13 protein-coding genes and 1 tRNA gene are annotated in these 16,463 nt (G+C 74.6%); 9 read left to right on the forward strand and 5 right to left on the reverse strand.

From position 1 onward, the window contains the following. Positions 1–107: 107 nt before the first annotated feature. On the reverse strand, positions 108–1,274 hold the full coding sequence (gene xylA / locus ACH436_RS07510; RefSeq protein WP_430559571.1) for a xylose isomerase: 1,167 nt from the start codon (positions 1,272–1,274) through the stop codon (positions 108–110). 67 nt (positions 1,275–1,341) lie between these two features. Between xylA and ACH436_RS07515 the strand changes: the two genes are divergently transcribed. The 6 genes from ACH436_RS07515 to ACH436_RS07540 all read left to right on the forward strand — a co-directional run bounded on the left by ACH436_RS07515 (position 1,342) and on the right by ACH436_RS07540 (position 4,746). After that, a complete protein-coding gene (locus tag ACH436_RS07515; protein ID WP_430559572.1) occupies positions 1,342–2,571 on the forward strand; it encodes an ROK family protein in 1,230 nt (409 codons plus the stop codon). Positions 2,572–2,739: 168 nt separating this feature from the next. Next, positions 2,740–2,812, forward strand: a tRNA-Arg gene (locus ACH436_RS07520). A gap of 87 nt (positions 2,813–2,899) precedes the next feature. Next, a complete protein-coding gene (locus ACH436_RS07525; RefSeq protein WP_430559573.1) occupies positions 2,900–3,427 on the forward strand; it encodes a DinB family protein in 528 nt (175 codons plus the stop codon). 61 nt (positions 3,428–3,488) lie between these two features. After that, positions 3,489–3,965: a hypothetical protein gene (locus ACH436_RS07530; protein ID WP_430559574.1), complete on the forward strand. Its 477-nt coding sequence runs from the start codon at positions 3,489–3,491 to the stop codon at positions 3,963–3,965. Next, a complete protein-coding gene (locus tag ACH436_RS07535; RefSeq protein WP_430559575.1) occupies positions 3,962–4,411 on the forward strand; it encodes a hypothetical protein in 450 nt (149 codons plus the stop codon). The genes ACH436_RS07530 and ACH436_RS07535 overlap by 4 nt, the downstream gene beginning before the upstream one ends. Beyond that, complete coding sequence (locus ACH436_RS07540; protein ID WP_430559576.1) at positions 4,408–4,746, forward strand: winged helix-turn-helix domain-containing protein; 339 nt, start codon at positions 4,408–4,410, stop codon at positions 4,744–4,746. Before ACH436_RS07535 ends, ACH436_RS07540 begins: the two co-directional genes overlap by 4 nt. Positions 4,747–4,882: 136 nt before the next feature. On the opposite strand, the gene ACH436_RS07545 is transcribed toward ACH436_RS07540, so the two are convergent. Beyond that, positions 4,883–6,127 carry an MFS transporter gene (locus ACH436_RS07545; protein ID WP_430559577.1) on the reverse strand — a complete coding sequence of 415 codons (1,245 nt, stop codon included), beginning with the start codon at positions 6,125–6,127 and terminating at the stop codon, positions 4,883–4,885. A gap of 322 nt (positions 6,128–6,449) precedes the next feature. On the opposite strand from ACH436_RS07545, the gene ACH436_RS07550 reads away from it, so the two are divergent. Further along, positions 6,450–11,189, forward strand: coding sequence for a hypothetical protein (locus tag ACH436_RS07550; protein WP_430559578.1), 4,740 nt, complete (start codon positions 6,450–6,452; stop codon positions 11,187–11,189). A gap of 227 nt (positions 11,190–11,416) precedes the next feature. Continuing rightward, on the forward strand, positions 11,417–11,623 hold the full coding sequence (locus ACH436_RS07555; protein ID WP_430559579.1) for a hypothetical protein: 207 nt from the start codon (positions 11,417–11,419) through the stop codon (positions 11,621–11,623). A 125-nt stretch (positions 11,624–11,748) separates the two neighbouring features. Here ACH436_RS07555 and mscL read toward each other — a convergent pair whose 3' ends face one another. The 3 genes from mscL to ACH436_RS07570 all read right to left on the reverse strand — a co-directional run bounded on the left by mscL (position 11,749) and on the right by ACH436_RS07570 (position 13,562). After that, positions 11,749–12,165 carry a large conductance mechanosensitive channel protein MscL gene (gene mscL / locus ACH436_RS07560; RefSeq protein ID WP_430559580.1) on the reverse strand — a complete coding sequence of 139 codons (417 nt, stop codon included), beginning with the start codon at positions 12,163–12,165 and terminating at the stop codon, positions 11,749–11,751. Between the two features lie 125 nt (positions 12,166–12,290). Further along, positions 12,291–13,073, reverse strand: coding sequence for a Flp pilus assembly protein CpaB (gene cpaB, locus ACH436_RS07565; RefSeq protein ID WP_430559581.1), 783 nt, complete (start codon positions 13,071–13,073; stop codon positions 12,291–12,293). Positions 13,074–13,205: 132 nt separating this feature from the next. Continuing rightward, entirely contained in the window at positions 13,206–13,562 is a 357-nt protein-coding gene (locus ACH436_RS07570) for an FmdB family zinc ribbon protein (protein WP_430559582.1), read from the reverse strand. A 166-nt stretch (positions 13,563–13,728) separates the two neighbouring features. Between ACH436_RS07570 and ACH436_RS07575 the strand changes: the two genes are divergently transcribed. Next, positions 13,729–16,413 carry a penicillin acylase family protein gene (locus tag ACH436_RS07575; protein ID WP_430559583.1) on the forward strand — a complete coding sequence of 895 codons (2,685 nt, stop codon included), beginning with the start codon at positions 13,729–13,731 and terminating at the stop codon, positions 16,411–16,413. The last annotated feature ends 50 nt before the right edge of the window (positions 16,414–16,463 follow it).

The raw sequence follows: 16,463 nt of genomic DNA on the forward strand, positions 1-16,463 counted from the left end.
GTCTTCTCGCGGGGGGGGGGGTTGGGGGCGGCTTTTGGGGCGAACCCCCCCCCCCCCCCCCCCCCCCACCCCCCCCCCCACAACACCGGGCGGGTGGGTCGGCCGGGTCAGCCGATGAGGTGACGCAGCGCGAGCTGGTGCAGTCGCACCAGACCGTAGTCGCGCTCCGCGACCGCGTCGATGTCGACGTCCTCGTAGGCGGAGCGGTCGGCGAGGAAGGCGTCGAACGACTCGCCCTCGGCCAGGGTGGGCTCGCCCAGCTCGAAGATGCCGGCGTGCTCGAACGCCTTCTGCACCTCGGCGTCCTCGCGGTACGCCTTCGACTTGGCGGCGAGCATGTCGTAGGTCTCCATGTTCGCCTTGGCCGACTCCCACACGCCGTCGAGGTACTCGGTGCGGCTGGGCTTGTAGTCGAAGTGGCGCGGGCCCTCGTAGCGCGGGCCGCCGTTGGGGAAGCCGTTCTCGAGCATGTCGACCGTGAAGAACGCGCTCAGCAGGTCGCCGTGGCCGAAGACCAGGTCCTGGTCGTACTTCGGGCCGTGCTGGCCGTTGAGGTCGATGTGGAACAGCTTGCCCGCGTACAGCGCCAGCGCGAGGCCGTGCGTGTAGTTGAGGCCGGCCATCTGCTCGTGGCCCGTCTCCGGGTTGAGGCCCACCATGTCGCCGTTGTCGAGCGTGTCGATGAGGGCGATGGCGTGGCCGATGCTCGGCAGGAAGATGTCGCCGCGGGGCTCGTTGGGCTTGGGCTCCAGCGCGATGCGCAGGTCGTAGCCCTTCTCCTTGATGTAGGCGGCGACGGTGTCGATGCCCTCCGCGTACCGGGCGTGCGCGGCGTGCAGGTCCTTGGAGTTGTCGTACTCCGTGCCCTCGCGGCCGCCCCACATGACGAACGTCGAGGCGCCCATCTCGGCGGCCAGGTCGACGTTGGTCAGCACCTTGCGCAGGCCGTAGCGGCGCACCGTGCGGTTGTTCGAGGTGAACGCGCCGTCCTTGAAGATCGGGTGCGTGAAGGTGTTGGTGGTGACCATCTCGCAGACGAGACCGGTCTCCTCGGAGGCCTTCTTCACCGCGTCGATGTGCTTCTGGCGCTCCGCGCCCTCGGCGCCGAACGGGAAGACGTCGTTGTCGTGGAACGTGAAGCCCCAGGCGCCGAGGTCGGCCAGCTTGCGGATCGACTCCGCGGGGTCCAGGTCCGGGCGCGTGGCGGTGCCGAACGGGTCGTTGGCCGGCCAGCCGACGGTCCACAGGCCGAAGGAGTACTTGATGTCGCTCACGGATCTCTCCTCGTCGAGTTTTGTTGTACGGCTGAACTATTGCGCGTCGCTGGGCTAGAGTCAACACGTGCCAGCCACCTCGACGACGACGCCCGCAGCGGCGCCCCGCGTGCCCGACGGCGGGGCCGCGTCGCGTCAGCACACCCTCCGCGAACGGAACCTGCGCCTCGTCGCCGCGGCCGTGTTCGAGGCCTCCGCACCACCGTCGCGCGCCGACGTCGCCGCCGCCACCGGCCTCACCCGCGCCACCGTCTCGACCCTCGTCGACCGGCTCGTCGCCGGGGGGCTCGTGGCCGAGCTGCCGCCCGTCGCGGCGCAGCGGGCCGGACGCCCGGCCGTGCCGCTCGTGCCCGCCGGCCGGTCCGTCGTCGGGCTCGGCCTCGAGGTGAACGTCGACTACCTGGGCGCCCGGGTCCTCGACCTGGTGGGCGACGTCGTCGCGGAGCGGGTCGTGACCGGGTCGATGCACGACTCGGACCCCCGCGAGGTGCTCGCCCGGCTCCGGGGCCTCGTCGCCGACGTGGTCGCGGAGGTCGAGGCCGGCGGTATGCGCGTGGCCGGTGCGCGGCTCGCGCTGCCCGGGCTCGTCGACGTGCGTGGCGGGCGGCTGGAGGTGGCGCCCAACCTGGGCTGGTCGTCCGTCGAGCCCGTGCCCGAGCTCGACCTGCGCACCGGTGACGGTCGGGTGCTCGACGTCGAGGTGGCGAACGAGGCCAAGCTCGCCGCCCTGGCCGAGCTGGCCGGCGACGTCCCGAGCTCGTTCCTCTACGTCTCCGGCGACGTCGGCGTCGGCGCCGGGATCGTCGTCGACCGGCACCTGTTCCTGGGGGAGCGGGGCTGGAACGGCGAGATCGGGCACGTCGTCGTCGACCCCGCCGGCCCGCGCTGCTCGTGCGGCGCCACCGGCTGCCTCGAGCAGTACGCCGGCAAGGAGGTGCTGCTCCGGGGCTCCGGGCTGCCGTCGTCGGCACCCGTGCACGCGATCGTCGACCTGCTGCGCGCCGGCGACGACGCCGCCCTCGACACCGTCCGCCGCGCCGGCCAGGCGCTCGGCGCCGCGCTCGCCACGTTCGTCAACCTCGTCGACGTCTCCACCATCGTGCTCGGCGGCGCGTACGCCGAGCTGTTCGGCTGGGTCGGCCACGTCGTCGAAGGGGTGGTGGAGGAGCGCGCCCTCGCCGCGCCCTTCGCTCCCGTCGACGTCCGCCCCGCCGCCGCCGGCCCGCACGCCGCCCTCACCGGCGGAGCGCGCGAGGTGCTGCGGTCGGTCGTCGCCGACCCGGCGCGCTGGGTCTGACGTCGGGTGGCCTCCGTCGGTGAACGCGTCGCGGCGGCAGTTCGTGCTCGGCGCGGCAGTTCGAACTGCCGACGTGAGCGCAAACTGCCGCCGCGAGCGACGGGCGGTCGTCGGCGGCGCGCGAAGCGGGCGCTAGGCTGTGGGTCGCCCTCTTCGTCGAAGGCGCCGGCGCTTGTAGCTCAGTGGATAGAGCAACCCTCTCCTAAAGGGTAGGTCGGAGGTTCGAATCCTCTCAGGCGCACTTAGGTCAAGCTTGAGCAATGTGGCCAGGTCGGAAGTTCGCGCCGCTGCGAGGCCTCGGCCGACCGAGCGGGCTTACGCTGACGTCGTGGCCTCCCCCGACGCCGAACCGACCCTCGACTCCGCGGACCCGGCGGAGCAGTTCGCCGCCTACCTCGACCACTACCGCGCGGTGGTGGCGCGCAAGCTGGACGGTCTGACCGGCGACCAGCTGCGCTCGAGCGTGCTGCCGTCGGGCTGGACGCCGCTGGAGCTGCTGACGCACCTGGTGCACATGGAGCGACGGTGGTTCGTCTGGGGGTTCCTGGGGGAGCAGGTCGCGCATCCCTGGGGCGACAACGTCGACGACGCCCCGGGCGGTCGGTGGCACGTGTCCGACGACGTGACTCTCGTCGACCTGGTCGCCGCGCTGCACGACGGCGGCACGCGCACGCGCGACATCCTGGCGAGTCACGACCTCGCCGAGCGGGCCGCCGTCGGCGGCCGGTTCGCGCCTGGCGGCGACAACCCGCCCACGCTGCTGTGGATCTGTTTCCACGTGCTGCAGGAGTACGCGCGGCACACGGGCCACCTCGACGTCGTGCGCGAGCTGGCGGACGGCGAGACGGGAGAGTAGGCAGCACTTGCCACTACACAACCTCTTTCCGCATGGGAAAGTAGTTGCTAGCCTCGCGCCCATGACGGACGACCCCGCGCCGCGCCCCGCCGAGGCCGCCGCCCTGCTCGCGCAGGCCGAGCAGGTCGCGCTCGTCAGCCGGTCCGATCGGGTGGCCTGGACGCTGTTTGCCGTTGGCATCGGCGTGTTGTGGGGAGGGTTCTCCTTCGCGCGTCAGACCCTCCCAGGGTTGGGCGATGCGCCATGGCCGTACCTCGCGGTGGCCGCGGTGTTCGCCGGGCTCGTGCTGCTGCTGTGGTGGGCGATCGACGGGCGTTCGCGGACCACCCCGCACATCGGGTGGATGACCCGCATGTGGCCCGGCCCACTGCCGCTGCTCATGTATGTGCCCGCTGACCTCGTCGTCCACAACGGCGGACTCGACCCGACCGGCCCGGTCGTGATGGCATGCGTCGCCCTCGCTGCGGCGATGCCGTGCCTCGCCGCGGCGCATCGCATCTGGTGGAACGCCTGGATCCCGGGAAGGGGAGAGCGATGACCGGTCCGACGGCGCAACAGGCGAGCGCGTACCTGGAGCGGGCGGACGAGGTCGCCCTTGAGGACGACCGGGCCCGCCGCGTGCACTCGCGGGTCTCGATCGGTCACGGGCTCGTCTTCGGCACCTTCGCCGCGGGTGTCTGGGTGGCCGACGGCACCCGGTGGGGCGGCCTGGTCACGTTCGGTGCGCAGATCGTGTTCCTCGTGGCGGTCCTGGTGCTCACCCGGCACCGGGAGACGGCGGTGCGGACCGTGCCGCGCCGCGCACGCCGCATCGCCGCCGTCGGAACGATCTGTTCCGGAATCCCGTTCCTGGCGCTGACCTGGTTCGTCTTCATCGTGGACCTGCCCCTGCCGGCGCCACTCCTCGCAGCGCTCGCGGGCCTGGTGATCGCCGCCCCCGCCGTCGTCGCAGGGCTGCTGATCCGTCGCGGGGGCCTGCGATGAGCGACGACGACGCCCGGGAGCATCCGCGCCACCGCCTCGACGACGTGATCCACGCGCCCGTGCGGTTCAGCATCGTGGCCGCGCTGGCGAGCGTGGACGAGGCCGTGTTCGGCGTGGTGCGCGACGCCGTCGGCGTCAGCGACTCCGTCCTGTCGAAGCAGGTGTCCGCGCTGGAGGGCGCCGGCTACGTGAAGGTGCGCAAGGGTGCCGTCGGCCGCAGGCCGCGCACCTGGCTGCGCCTCACCCCGAAGGGCCGGCGGGCGTTCCGAGCGCACCTGGACGCGTTGCGCGACATTGCCGCGACCGGGCTCGACGACGGTGCGACCGAGGAGTAGCCGAACTACCTCGCCGGGAACTGAACTACCTCGCGGGGTTCGGAACTACCTCGCCAGGATCTGAACTACCTCGCAGGGTCCGGAACTACCTCGCAGGGTCCGGAACTACCTCGCCGGGACTCGTCCCCCCTCGCGGTCAGTCGGCCTGCGCGTGCGCGATGTGCGCGAGCTGCCGCCACACGAGCACGAGGGTAAGGCCGGCGCCGACGAAGCCGAACCACATGGGCGCGGTGAGACCCCAGTGCTCGGCGAGCACGCCGCCGATCGCGTTGCCCACGACGATGCCGCCGAACACGCACATCATGTAGACCGACCCGACGCGGCCCTGGAAGCGCGTGGGGGTGGCGCGCTGCCGCACCGTGTTGGACACGGTGCCCCACACGAACGAGTACGCGCCGAAGACGAACAGGATCGTCATCGCGGCCCAGCCGGTGGTCGCGAGGGCCAGCGCGAGGTGGAACAGCACCTCGAGCGAGAGGCACACCTTCATGAGGGTTGACAGCGAGAAGCGCCGCTCGAGGCGCCCGTAGGAGAACGTGCCGATCAGCCCGCCGACCGCGGCAGCCGTGGTGAGCAGGCCGTACCCCACCGGGCCCATGTGCAGGTGGTCGAGCGAGTACTTCACGAGGATGCCCCACGGCGCCGCCCACGTGGCGTTGAAGACGAGGATCACCAGCGCGAGGGTGCGCACGGGCGCGTTGGTCCAGATCCAGCGCAGGCCCTCGGCGATGTCGCGCCGCACGTGACCGCGTCCGTCCCCGAGGCGCGCGCCGGACGCCGGCGGCACGGGCGTGAGCACGACCTTGCTCACCAGCAGGACCGCCAGCAGCACCGTCAGCACCTGGACGGCGAACGGCCACGCCGCCCCGGCGGCGAAGAGCGCCGCACCGAGCGGCGGCCCGACGAGCTGGTTCGCGGTGAGGAACCCGGCCTGCAGGCGCGAGTTGCCGATGCCCAGGTCGGCGGGGCGCACCAGCATGGGCAGCAGCGTCTGGGCGGTGGTGTCGGCGAACACCTCGGCCACGCCCATGAGCAGCATCGCCGCCAGGACCACACCGATGTTCACGTGCCCCGTCACGATCACCACGCAGAGCGCGGCGACGACGACGGCGCGCAGCAGGTTGGCGACGATGACGAGGCGGCGCCGGTCGAGGCGGTCGGCGAGCACGCCGGCCCACAGCCCGAACACCAGCCAGGGGAGGCGCTGCAGCATCGCGGCGAGCGCGACGAGCATCGCGGAGCTCGTCTGCGACGCCACGAGGAGGGGGCCCGCGGCGAGGGCGACGCCGTCGCCGATGTTGCTCGTCCACGACGCCGACATCAGCCAGCGGAACCCTGCGCCCATCCGGGCGGGGGACACCGCCTCGACCACGCGCTTCACGGGCGACCAGCCTAGGCCCCGAAACACGCCGGCCCTCTGATCTTCCTCAGACAGGTTGCAGAGTTCGCCCCCGTGCCTTATTGACGGCGCCACGGTTGAGCGGCACACTCCTGGTGACGGCGCGCATCGCCCGCCCCCTGCGCGGTGCGCGCTGTCCCTTGCCGGGCCGAGCCCGGCCCGACGCCCCTTCGGACCCCCCGCCGAGGGGGCGTCAACGCGCTCTCCTCCTCGTGCCCCTCTCGGGTGTGCCGGGAGCGCGTGCTCCGGCGGTTCCTCGGCGCGCCGACACCGGCACGGGGTCCGCCCGTTCTACCGTGCTGGCGTGAGAGCCGCCCGACGATCCACCGCCACGACCGCGGTCGACCCCTCTGCCGGGGCACCCGCCGCGCCGGACCCGTCCCTGCGGACGGGCGCGGACGGCGGCCCGGCGGCGGGACACGACACCCCCGACGACACGTCCGCCGCGCGCGACGACGCCACCCGCCAGGAGCCGCGACCGTCGGCGGCGTCCGCCACGGACGGCCGCCGCGAGGGCGCGTCGTCCGCCGAGGCGGCCGTCGAGGCGGCGACGCGCCGCTGGCGTGCCTCGCTCGTGGAGATGGTGGGCGGGTCGTCGCTGTCCGACGTCGGCCTGCTCGGCGAGGCGATCGTCGACCTGTCCAAGGCGCACCCCAACGGTGTCGCCGGTCTCTTCGCCGGCCGCCCCACGCGGCTGTCCAACCTGGTCCGTGAGGGAGAGGCGCTGCCCGCCGCCCGCAGGCGCGCACGGGCGGTCGCGGCCCGCGCCGCGGAGCACGCGTCCCGGTACGGCGTCGCGCCCACGTACCTCGCGATCGGTGTCGCGACCTGGACCGAGCACGACGACGGCCCCGAGGTCCCGTTCGGCGGCGGAGGGCCGCAGCGGCACGACGTCGCCGCGCTCGCCCGCGTCGCGTCGTCGCGCACGACGGCGCCGGGCGCACCGGCCCCGGACGGGGCGCCGGGGGACGACACCGCCGAGCCCGGCGGGCCGCAGGTGGACGGGCCGACGGGCGACCCGACCGCGCCCGGCCCGGCGACCCCGGACGACCAGGACGCCGAGAGCCCGGCGCTGACGACGTCGATCCCCGTCGTCTCGATGGCGGCCCGGGAGCCGGCCGCCGCGCCGCGCGTGACGCCGTCGGACCCCGACGCCGCCGCGCCCGCCGGCCGCGTCGTGCACGCGCCGGTGGTGCTGCGCCCGGTGACGCTCACCCCGCGCGGGGACGGCGGCGCCGACTACGACCTCACGCTGGAGCCGACGGTCGAGATCAACCCCGTCGTGGCGCGCACGCTGCGGGCGCACGGGGCGCTGCTCGACCCGGCGGCGCTGGCCAAGGCGACGTTCACCCTCGCCGGGTTCGACCCGACGGACGTGCTCGCCCGCGTGGCGGCGCTGGGCGAGGCGGTGCTGGACGACTTCCAGCTCGACCGCCGGGTGCTCGTCGGGACGTTCGTGCACCCGGGGCAGGCGCTGGTCGACGACCTCGACCAGCTCGCCCCCTCGCTGCACCGGCACGAGGTGGTGGCGGCGCTCGCGGGCGTGGACGACGCGGCGCAGCGCCTGTCCGCGCTCGAGCTCCCCGCGCTGCGCCGCGGGGACGCGGACCCGACGCGCGAGCGCGGCGTGGGCGACCTCGACCCTCAGCAGCGCTCCGTGCTGGACGCGCTCGCCACCGGCGGGCACCTGTTCGTGGACGCGCCCGTCGGCGCGGACGTGGCGGGCACGCTCGCCGCCGTCGTGGGCGAGGCCACCGCGGCGGGCCGCTCCGTGCTCTACGTGACCGGCCACCGGCGGGCCGCCGACCGGCTGGCGCTGCGGCTCGAGTCCCTGGGGCTGGAGAGCCTGCTGCTCGACGTGCCGCCGTACCCGACGTGGCGCGAGGACGTGACCCGGCGCCTGCTGTCCGCGATGGCGAGCGAGCCCGAGCAGGTGGACGTCGACGGTGCGGCGCGGGTGCGCGACGCGCTGATCGGGACCCGTGCGCAGCTCACGGGGTACATCGAGGCCCTGCACCAGCCCCGCTCGCCGTGGCAGGTGTCGGCGTACGACGCGCTGCAGGCGCTGGCGCGGCTGACCGCCGAGCGGCCCGCACCGTCGACCACTGTGCGGCTCGCCTCGGAGTCGGTGCTCGCGCTGACCCCGGAGCGGCGCCGCGAGATCGCCGCCGGCCTGGAACGCGCCGCCGCGCTGGGCGCGTTCACGCTGCGCCCGTCGTCGACGCCCTGGTACGGCGCGCACCTGCTGACGGACGACGACGCCCGGCAGGCGCTGGTGCGCGTCGAGCGGCTGCGCGACGTGACGCTGCCGCAGCTGCGCCGCCAGCTCGCGTACACGGGTGAGGTCACGGGCCTGACGACCCCGACGACGGTGCGTGGCTGGGGCGGGCAGCTCGCGATGCTCGGCGGCATGCGCAGCACGCTCGACCTCTTCCACCCGATGGTCTTCGAGCGGACGGCGGCCGACCTCGTGCAGGCCACCGCGACGCGGCGCTGGCGGGCCGAGCACGGCATCGAGATGGGCTGGTTCGCGCGCCGCCGGCTGCGCAAGCGCGCCAAGGACATGGTGCGCCCCGGGGTGCGGGTGCCGAACCTGCACGAGGCGCTCGTGCAGGTGCAGGAGCAGCGCGACGTCTGGGCGGAGCACGCCCAGCGCGGCGGCTGGCCGACGCTCCCCGAGGGTCTCGCCTCCATCGAGGACACCTACGAGGCGGTGCGCATCGACCTCGAGGCGCTCGAGCCCGTGCTGGCGCCCACGCCCCTGGGCGGCCACCTGCTCGACCTCGACCTCGACGGCCTCGCGGAACGGCTGCAGCGGCTGGCCGGGGACTCGGACGCCCTGACGGTGCTGCCCGAGCGGACCAGCCTGCTGCGCGCGGCGCGGTCCGCGGGGGTCGGGGACCTGGTGGACGACCTCACCGACCGGCGCGTGCCCGGCGACCTCGTCGCCGCCGAGCTCGAGCTCGCCTGGTGGTCGTCCGTCTTCGAGCAGCTGCTCGCCGCCGACCCGGTACTCGCCGGGCAGGACGGCGTCGGGCTCGACGCGCTCGCCCGTCGCTTCCGGGACCTCGACCGGGAGCACCTCGCGGCGCTCTCGCAGCCGGTGCGCGTGGCGGCCCGGGCGCACCTGGGCACCGCGATGCGGGAGGACCGGGACTCCGCGGAGGCGCTGTTCACCGAACTCATCGAGGGCCGGATGACGACGCTGCGCGACCTCGCCGAGCGGCACGGGGACGTCCTGCGGCGCCTCCGTCCCGCGCTGGTCGCCACGCCCACGCTGGTGCCGCACCTGCTGCCCGAGCATCGCACGGCCGACGTCGTGATCCTCGACGCCGTGCAGCACGTGCCCACCGAGGTCGTCGTGCCCGCGCTCGCGCGGGGCCGCCAGGTCGTCGTGGTGGGAGACCCGCGGTCGGCGTCCGGCACCAGCGTGCACGAGCTGTCCGCGCTGCTGCCCACGGTGACGCTGCAGCCGCACGAGCACAGCCGCGACCCGGAGCTGACCCGCCTGCTCGCCGCCCACGGGTACGACGGGCTGCTGCGGCCCGCGCCCCTGCCCCGGGCCGAGCCGCTGGTGCACCTCGACGTGGTGGAGGGCACCGGCATGCCCGATCCCGTCTCGGGCAGCGTCGAGAGCACGCAGGCCGAGGTGGACCGCGTCGTCGAGGTGTCGATCGAGCACGCCCTGACCCGCCCGGAGGAGACGTTCGCGATCGTCACGGTGACGGCCGCGCACGCCGACCGGGTGCGCGAGGCGCTGCTCGCGGAGGTGCGGGCCAACCCCGCGCTGGCGCCGTTCTTCTCGGGCTCGCGGCCCGAGCCGGTCGTCGTCGCGGACATCACCGGCGTGGCCGGGCTGTCGCGGGACACGGTGCTGCTCTCGGTCGGGTTCGGCCGGACGCCGCACGGCCGCGTGCTGCACCGCTTCGGCGTGCTCGGCGAGGCCGGGGGAGAGGCCATGCTGGTCGGCGCCCTGGGCGCGACCCGCAAGCGGCTGCACGTCGTGTCCTGCTTCACGGCCGACGCGCTCGACCCCGAGCGCCTGCGCAGCGCCGGCCCGCGGCTGCTCGTGGAGACCCTGGAGCTGGCCGAGCGCCGCTCCGGGGTCGCGGACCAGGTGCGGCTCGGCAACGGCGTCGACGTCGGCCGCGCGCCCGACCGCCTGCTCGTGGACCTCGGGGAGCGGCTGTGGAAGCTCGGCTACCTCGTCGAGACGGACTACGGCGCCCCGGACGGGGACCGCATCCCGCTGGTCGTCGGGCACCCCGACCTGCCCGGGGAGCTGCTCGTGGCCGTGCTGACCGACGACGCGGCGTACGTGGCAGAGCCGTCCGTGCGGGTGCGTGACCGGCAGCTCGCCGAGCGGCTGGAACGCCTGGGGTGGGTCGTGACCCAGGTGTGGTCGGCGGCCGCGTTCCTGGACCCCGACGGCGAGGCCGACCGCGTGCGCCGGCTTGTGCAGCGCGTCCGCGACGAGCGGATCGGGACCGCCGGAGGCGTGGTCCCGCCCCGCGAGATCGTCGTGCCGGTGCTCCCCGACGAGCCGCCGGTGGACCTCGGCGTCGCTCCCGACGTCGTCGAGGCCCTCGCGGACCAGGACGACGACGGCACGCGTGCCGCGCACGACGTCGAGACGTCGGACGAGGGGGCGCGGACGCCGCAGGGTGAGGCCGCCACGGAGGCGCACGCCGTGGCCGGGACCGACCCGGCCGACGGTGACGGCGGCGGTGACCGGGCAGAGCCGGTCGTCGAGCCTGTCGCCGGAGAGCCTGCTGGCGAGATCGTCGCAGAGCCCGTCGCAGAGCCCGTCGCTAGGCCCGATGTCGCCGAGCCCGATGGCGCAGAGGCCGACGTGGCCGGGCCGGCGACTCCCGGGGGCGAGGCAACCGAGGACGACGGCGCGGCAGCGCCGGGAGGCACCGACCGCGAGGGCACGGATGCTGACGCCGAGGCGGACGTCCCGGCCGAGGTCAGCGACGCGCAGGACGACACGCAGGACGGCGCGGACGCCAGGGGAGAGGCCGAGCAGCGCCCCGGCTCATGACCGCCGCCGCGAGCGGGCGAGCCCGCACGGGCTTCGTGCGCCGCGGGCTGCACGGGCAGGAACGGCGCGGCGCCCGACGGCTCTGACGGGTGGGAGCGCGCCCTCGCGGGCGGTCGGGCGCATTGGTGTCGGGCGTCGCCCGCGCTGATGTCGGTGCCCGGTGCCCGGTGCCCGGTGCCCGGTGCCTAGCGCGTGGTGCCTGGTGCGTGATGCCGGACAATGGCCGGGTGAGCGATTCCCCCGACCGGACCGGACCCGAGCCCGGCGCCCCGACGGACGACGCGACCCCCCGCAAGCGGGCGCGGCGCCGCGTGGTCCGGCAGGGCACGGAGCGGGAGACGGTGCTGGGCGAGACGGCCGACGACCGCGGCGGCCACGACGACAACGACGAGCGCCTGCGACGCGACGTCCCGCCGCACTGGGGGCGGCGCTAACGACGACGACCGCCTGCGGCGCCGTCCCGCCGCAGCGGTGCCGGCACTGACGACGACGCCGGCCGACCCCGAGAGCTGGTCTCGACGGGCTCGGCCGGCGCCGGGGCGACTGCGGGTCTCCCGCGTCAGTACTGCGAGCGGCCGGCGCCGGACTGCGCGGCGAGCAGGTCGCGGATCTCCTGCAGCAGGACGGTGTCCTGCGCGAGCGGCTCCGGCTCCTCCTCCTGCCCGCGTGCGCGGCGCTCGGCGAGGTGGTTGAGGGGCGCGACCACGATGAAGTAGAGCGCGGCGGCCACGATGAGGAAGTTGAGGACGGCGTTGAGGAACACGCCGACGCTGAAGAGCGACCCGTTGATCTCGAAGGACAAGACCTGGGAGATGTCGGGCTGGCCGAAGATCGCGGCGATGAGCGGGTTGATGATGCCGTCGAGCAGGCCGGTCACGACGGCGGTGAACGCGCCGCCGATGACGATGCCGACCGCGAGGTCGACGACGTTGCCCCGCATGATGAATTCCTTGAATCCTGCGAGCAGGTTCTTCATCTGGTCCCCCTGGATGGTTGGTGCGTGTGAAGCCCGAACGCGGGCCGACGGTCGCCGATTCTCGCGGGGTCAGCGCCGAGCTGCAACGGCTGGCGCGCCCGCGCCGCCGCGGAGCCACCGCCCGGTCAGCGCACGAGCACCGCACCGACGGTGCCCCAGCCCGACGCGGCGGAGAGCCCGGGGGCCTCGTCCTCGGACACGGCCACCAGGGTGATGTCGGCGTCCTGGGGCGTCCCGGTCGCGCCGGACAGCAGGCCGCCGTCGGACGGCGCGGGGGCGTCCGGCCGCGGCAGGACGAGCGCCCGTCGCGCGAGGTAGGCGTCGTCCGATCCGTCACCCTCGCCGGGGCTGTCAGCGCCGTGGGCTCGCGCCGTCTCACCGGTCATCACGAGGTCGACCCGGTCGCCCGGCTGCAGCCACCCGGCCGCGGTGTCCTCGAGGCGCACGGGCACCACGACCGTGCCGCGCGGGGCCTGGGCGACCACCCCGCCGCCGGGCAGCAGCTCGGCGTGGAGGGGAAGGCCGGCGGGCAGCGCCGTCACCGGCGTGCGCCCGACGAGCTCGGCCGGGTCGGTGGCGACGCCCTCGGGGGCGAGGGCTGCGGCGACGGCGACGGCGGTGAGGTCCGCGGCGGTGACGGGCTCGCCGGCGGGGAGCGTGCGCGCCGGGACGACGACGTCCACGGTGGGCGGCGGGGCCGGCCGCACCGCCTGGACGACGGCGGCCGCGGCGAGGCCGCAGCAGGCGGCGGCGAGCACGAAGCGGGACCGCCAGAGCACGGACCTCAGCCGGCGCGCGAGGCGGCGTCGCCCGCCCGCACGGGCCGTCTCCGAGGGCCGCGCGGGCGCGGCCCGTGGGGCTGGGCCTCGGCGGGCGGTCGGTCGGGGGAGCGTGTCGGGCAGCGGCATGCGGCCGACGCTAGGCGGCGCGGAGCGGGGGCCCGGCCGTCGCGCGGCGGCCTGTGGACGGCGCCGGCCTGGGGGCAGCGTCGGCGCCCGGGGCCGCCGTCGCGTCGTCCTCGGCAGCGTGCCGCGGGAGCGTCAGGAGGCGGCGGCCTTCGACGCGCTCGACGACCCGGACGACGAGGTGCTCGAGGAGCCGGACGACGACGAGCCGGACGACCCCGACGACGACGAGGAGCCGCTCGACGAGTCCTTGCCGGACGAGCCGGAGGAGCCCGACGACGAGCTCGAGGAGGAGCCGGAGCTCTTGCCCGACCCGGACCGCGAGTCGGTGCGGTAGAAGCCCGAGCCCTTGAACGTCACGCCCACGGAGCCGTACTGCTTGCGCAGCGTGCCGCCGCACTCGGGGCAGACGGTCAGCGACTCGTCCGTGAAGGACTGGTGGACGTCGAAGGCGTGGCCGCAGTCGGCACACCGGTACGCGTAGGTGGGCACGTGATCTCCTCGGGGCGGACGCCGGCACCCTGCCGCGACGGCCGGATGCTGGCACTCGGGTGATGCGAGTGCCAATCATACGCCGGACGGTAGTCTCGCCTGCGTGTCAGCGACCGTCCCCCCTGCAGAACCCGGAAACCCGTCCGCGCCCGAGCCCTCCCAGGACGTGACGGAACCCGAGGAGGCACCCCGTCGGCGCTCGCGCCTCCGCAGCGCCGTCGTCGGCGTCGCCGTCGTCGTGGTGCTGGCCCTCGTGGCGAGCACGGTCTTCGCCGTCGTGACGCTGCGCCGGCCGCTGCCCGACCACAAGGGCTCGCAGCAGGTGCCGGGCCTCAGCTCCGCCGTCGAGGTGCGTCGCGACGCCCAGGACGTGCCGCAGATCTACGCGGACACGCCGGCGGACCTGTTCCGCGCCCAGGGCTACCTGCAGGCGCAGGACCGCTTCTTCGAGATGGACTACCGCCGCCACGTGACCTCCGGGCGCCTCGCCGAGCTGGTCGGTGACGTGCCGGCGGCCATCGAAGCGGACAAGGTGACCCGGACGTTCGGGTGGCGGCAGGTGGCCGAGCAGGAGTGGCACCTCATCTCGGACGAGTCCCGCGACTACCTGCAGGCATACGCGCAGGGGGTCAACGCGTACCTCGAGAGCCGCGACCCGGAGGAGCTCGGTGTCGAGTACACCGTGCTGGGCGCGCGCGTGGACGTCGCCGAGCCCGAGCCGTGGGACCCCGTCGACTCGCTCGCCTGGCTCAAGGCCATGGCCTGGGACCTGCGCGGCAACTACGACAGCGAGCTCGACCGCGCCCTCGCGTACAGCACGCTCGGCGAGACCGACCTGGTGGACGAGCTCTTCCCGGCGTACGGGGAGAGCGGCAACCAGCCCGTGCTGCGCAACCGCGACCTGGACAACGAGCGCCCCTCGGCGGAGGAGGCGTCGTCGGAGGACGCCACGACGGACACCGACACGGACACCGCGACGGACGCCGAGCTGACGTCGGCGCTCACCGGCCGGGCGGTGGGCGAGCCCGGGGGCGGCCAGGCGGCCGCCGACGCGCTGGGCGCCGCCGTCGAGTCCACGCGCAGCGTGCTGGACGCCGTGCCGGTGCTGGTGGGGCGCGGCGACGCCGCGGGCTCCAACTCGTGGGTGGTGTCGGGGGAGCACACCGAGTCGGGCCAGCCGATGCTCGCGAACGACCCGCACCTCGCGCTGTCCGCGCCGGGGATCTGGGCCCAGGTGGGCCTGCACTGCAACGAGGTCTCCGCGGAGTGCCCGTTCGACGTCGCCGGCTTCTCCTTCGCGGGCTTCCCGGGCGTCGTCATCGGGCACAACGGCGACCTCGCGTGGGGCCTGACGAACATGGGCGCCGACGTGACCGACTTCTTCATCGAGCGTGTGCGCGGCGACACGTGGCTCAAGGACGGCGACGCGGAGCAGTGGGAGCAGCTCGACACGCGCCAGGAGACGATCCGGGTCGCCGGCGGCACGCCCGTCGACCTCACGGTCCGCAGCACCGAGCACGGCCCGATCGTCTCGGACGTGCTCGACGTCGGGGAGGTCGTGGGGTCGCCCACCTCCGCCGGCACGGAGTTCGGCGAGTACGCCGTCGCCCTGCAGTGGACGGCGCTGCAGCCCGGCCGCACGGCGGACGCCGTCTTCGCGTTCGACACGGCCAAGGACGCCGACGACGTGCGCGCCGCGGCCGCGCTGTTCGAGGTGCCGGCGCAGAGCATCGTGTTCGCCACGACGGACGGGCACATCGGCTACCAGGCGCCGGGCCGGATCCCGGTCCGCTCCGAGGTGAAGGGCCCGGTGCCGTCGGACGGCACCTGGCCGCGCCCCGGCTGGGACCCGCGCTACGACTGGCAGGGCTGGGTGGACGCCGACGACATGCCGCGCGCGCTCGACCCGGAGGAGGGCTTCGTCGTCGCGGCCAACCAGGCGGTGCTGCGCGACGGGTCGAGCCCGTACCTCGCGGACGACTGGGACTACGGGTACCGCTCGGAGCGCATCCGCACCCTGCTCTCCGAGCAGATCGCCGCCGGCCGGCCGTTCACGGCAGCGGACATGAACCGCATCCAGAACGACGACTGGTCGGCCTTCGCGGAGGCCCTCGTGCCCACGCTGCTCGACATCGACCTCGACGACTCGTACGTCGCGGCCGGGCAGGAGCTGCTCGCGGACTGGGACTACCGGATGGACGCGGACTCCCCGGCGGCTGCCTACTTCGCGGCCGTGTGGCGCAACCTCCTGCAGGAGGCGTTCTGGGACGACCTGCCCCCGAGCATGCGCCCGGACGGCGGCTCGCAGTGGCTCCTGGTGGTGAAGTCCATGCTGGACCGGTCCGAGGACTCGTTCTGGGACGACCGCACGACGGCGAACGTCGTCGAGTCGCGCGACGAGATCCTCACGCGGGCCCTGACGAGCGCGCGTCGTGACCTCACGGTCGAGCTGTCGAAGGAGCCGTCCGACTGGGACTGGGGCACGCTGCACACGCTGCGGCTCGAGCACCCGGTGATCGGCGGCGAGGGCGTGCCCGGACTGGTGCGCGACCTCGTCAACCCGGCCCCGGTGCGGATGCCCGGCGGCTCGTCCATCGTCAACGCGACGGGGTGGGACGCCGGCACCGGCAGCTTCGCCGTGACGACCGGCCCGTCCATGCGGATGGTGGTGGACCTGGCCGACCTGGACGCCTCGACGTGGGTGACCGTCACGGGGGTGTCCGGCCATCCGGCGTCGTCGCACTACGACGACCAGCTCGACGACTGGGCCGCGGGGCGGACGTTCGCCTGGCCGTTCACCCGCGAGGCTGTCGAGGAGGCGGCGAAGACGCGGACGACGCTCGTGCCCTGACCCGCGGGGGTCCGGACTACCTCGCGCGGGATCGAACTACCTCGCGGGGG

This window comes from Isoptericola sp. NPDC019693, from assembly GCF_044389085.1.
Taxonomy (GTDB): Bacteria; Actinomycetota; Actinomycetes; order Actinomycetales; family Cellulomonadaceae; genus Isoptericola.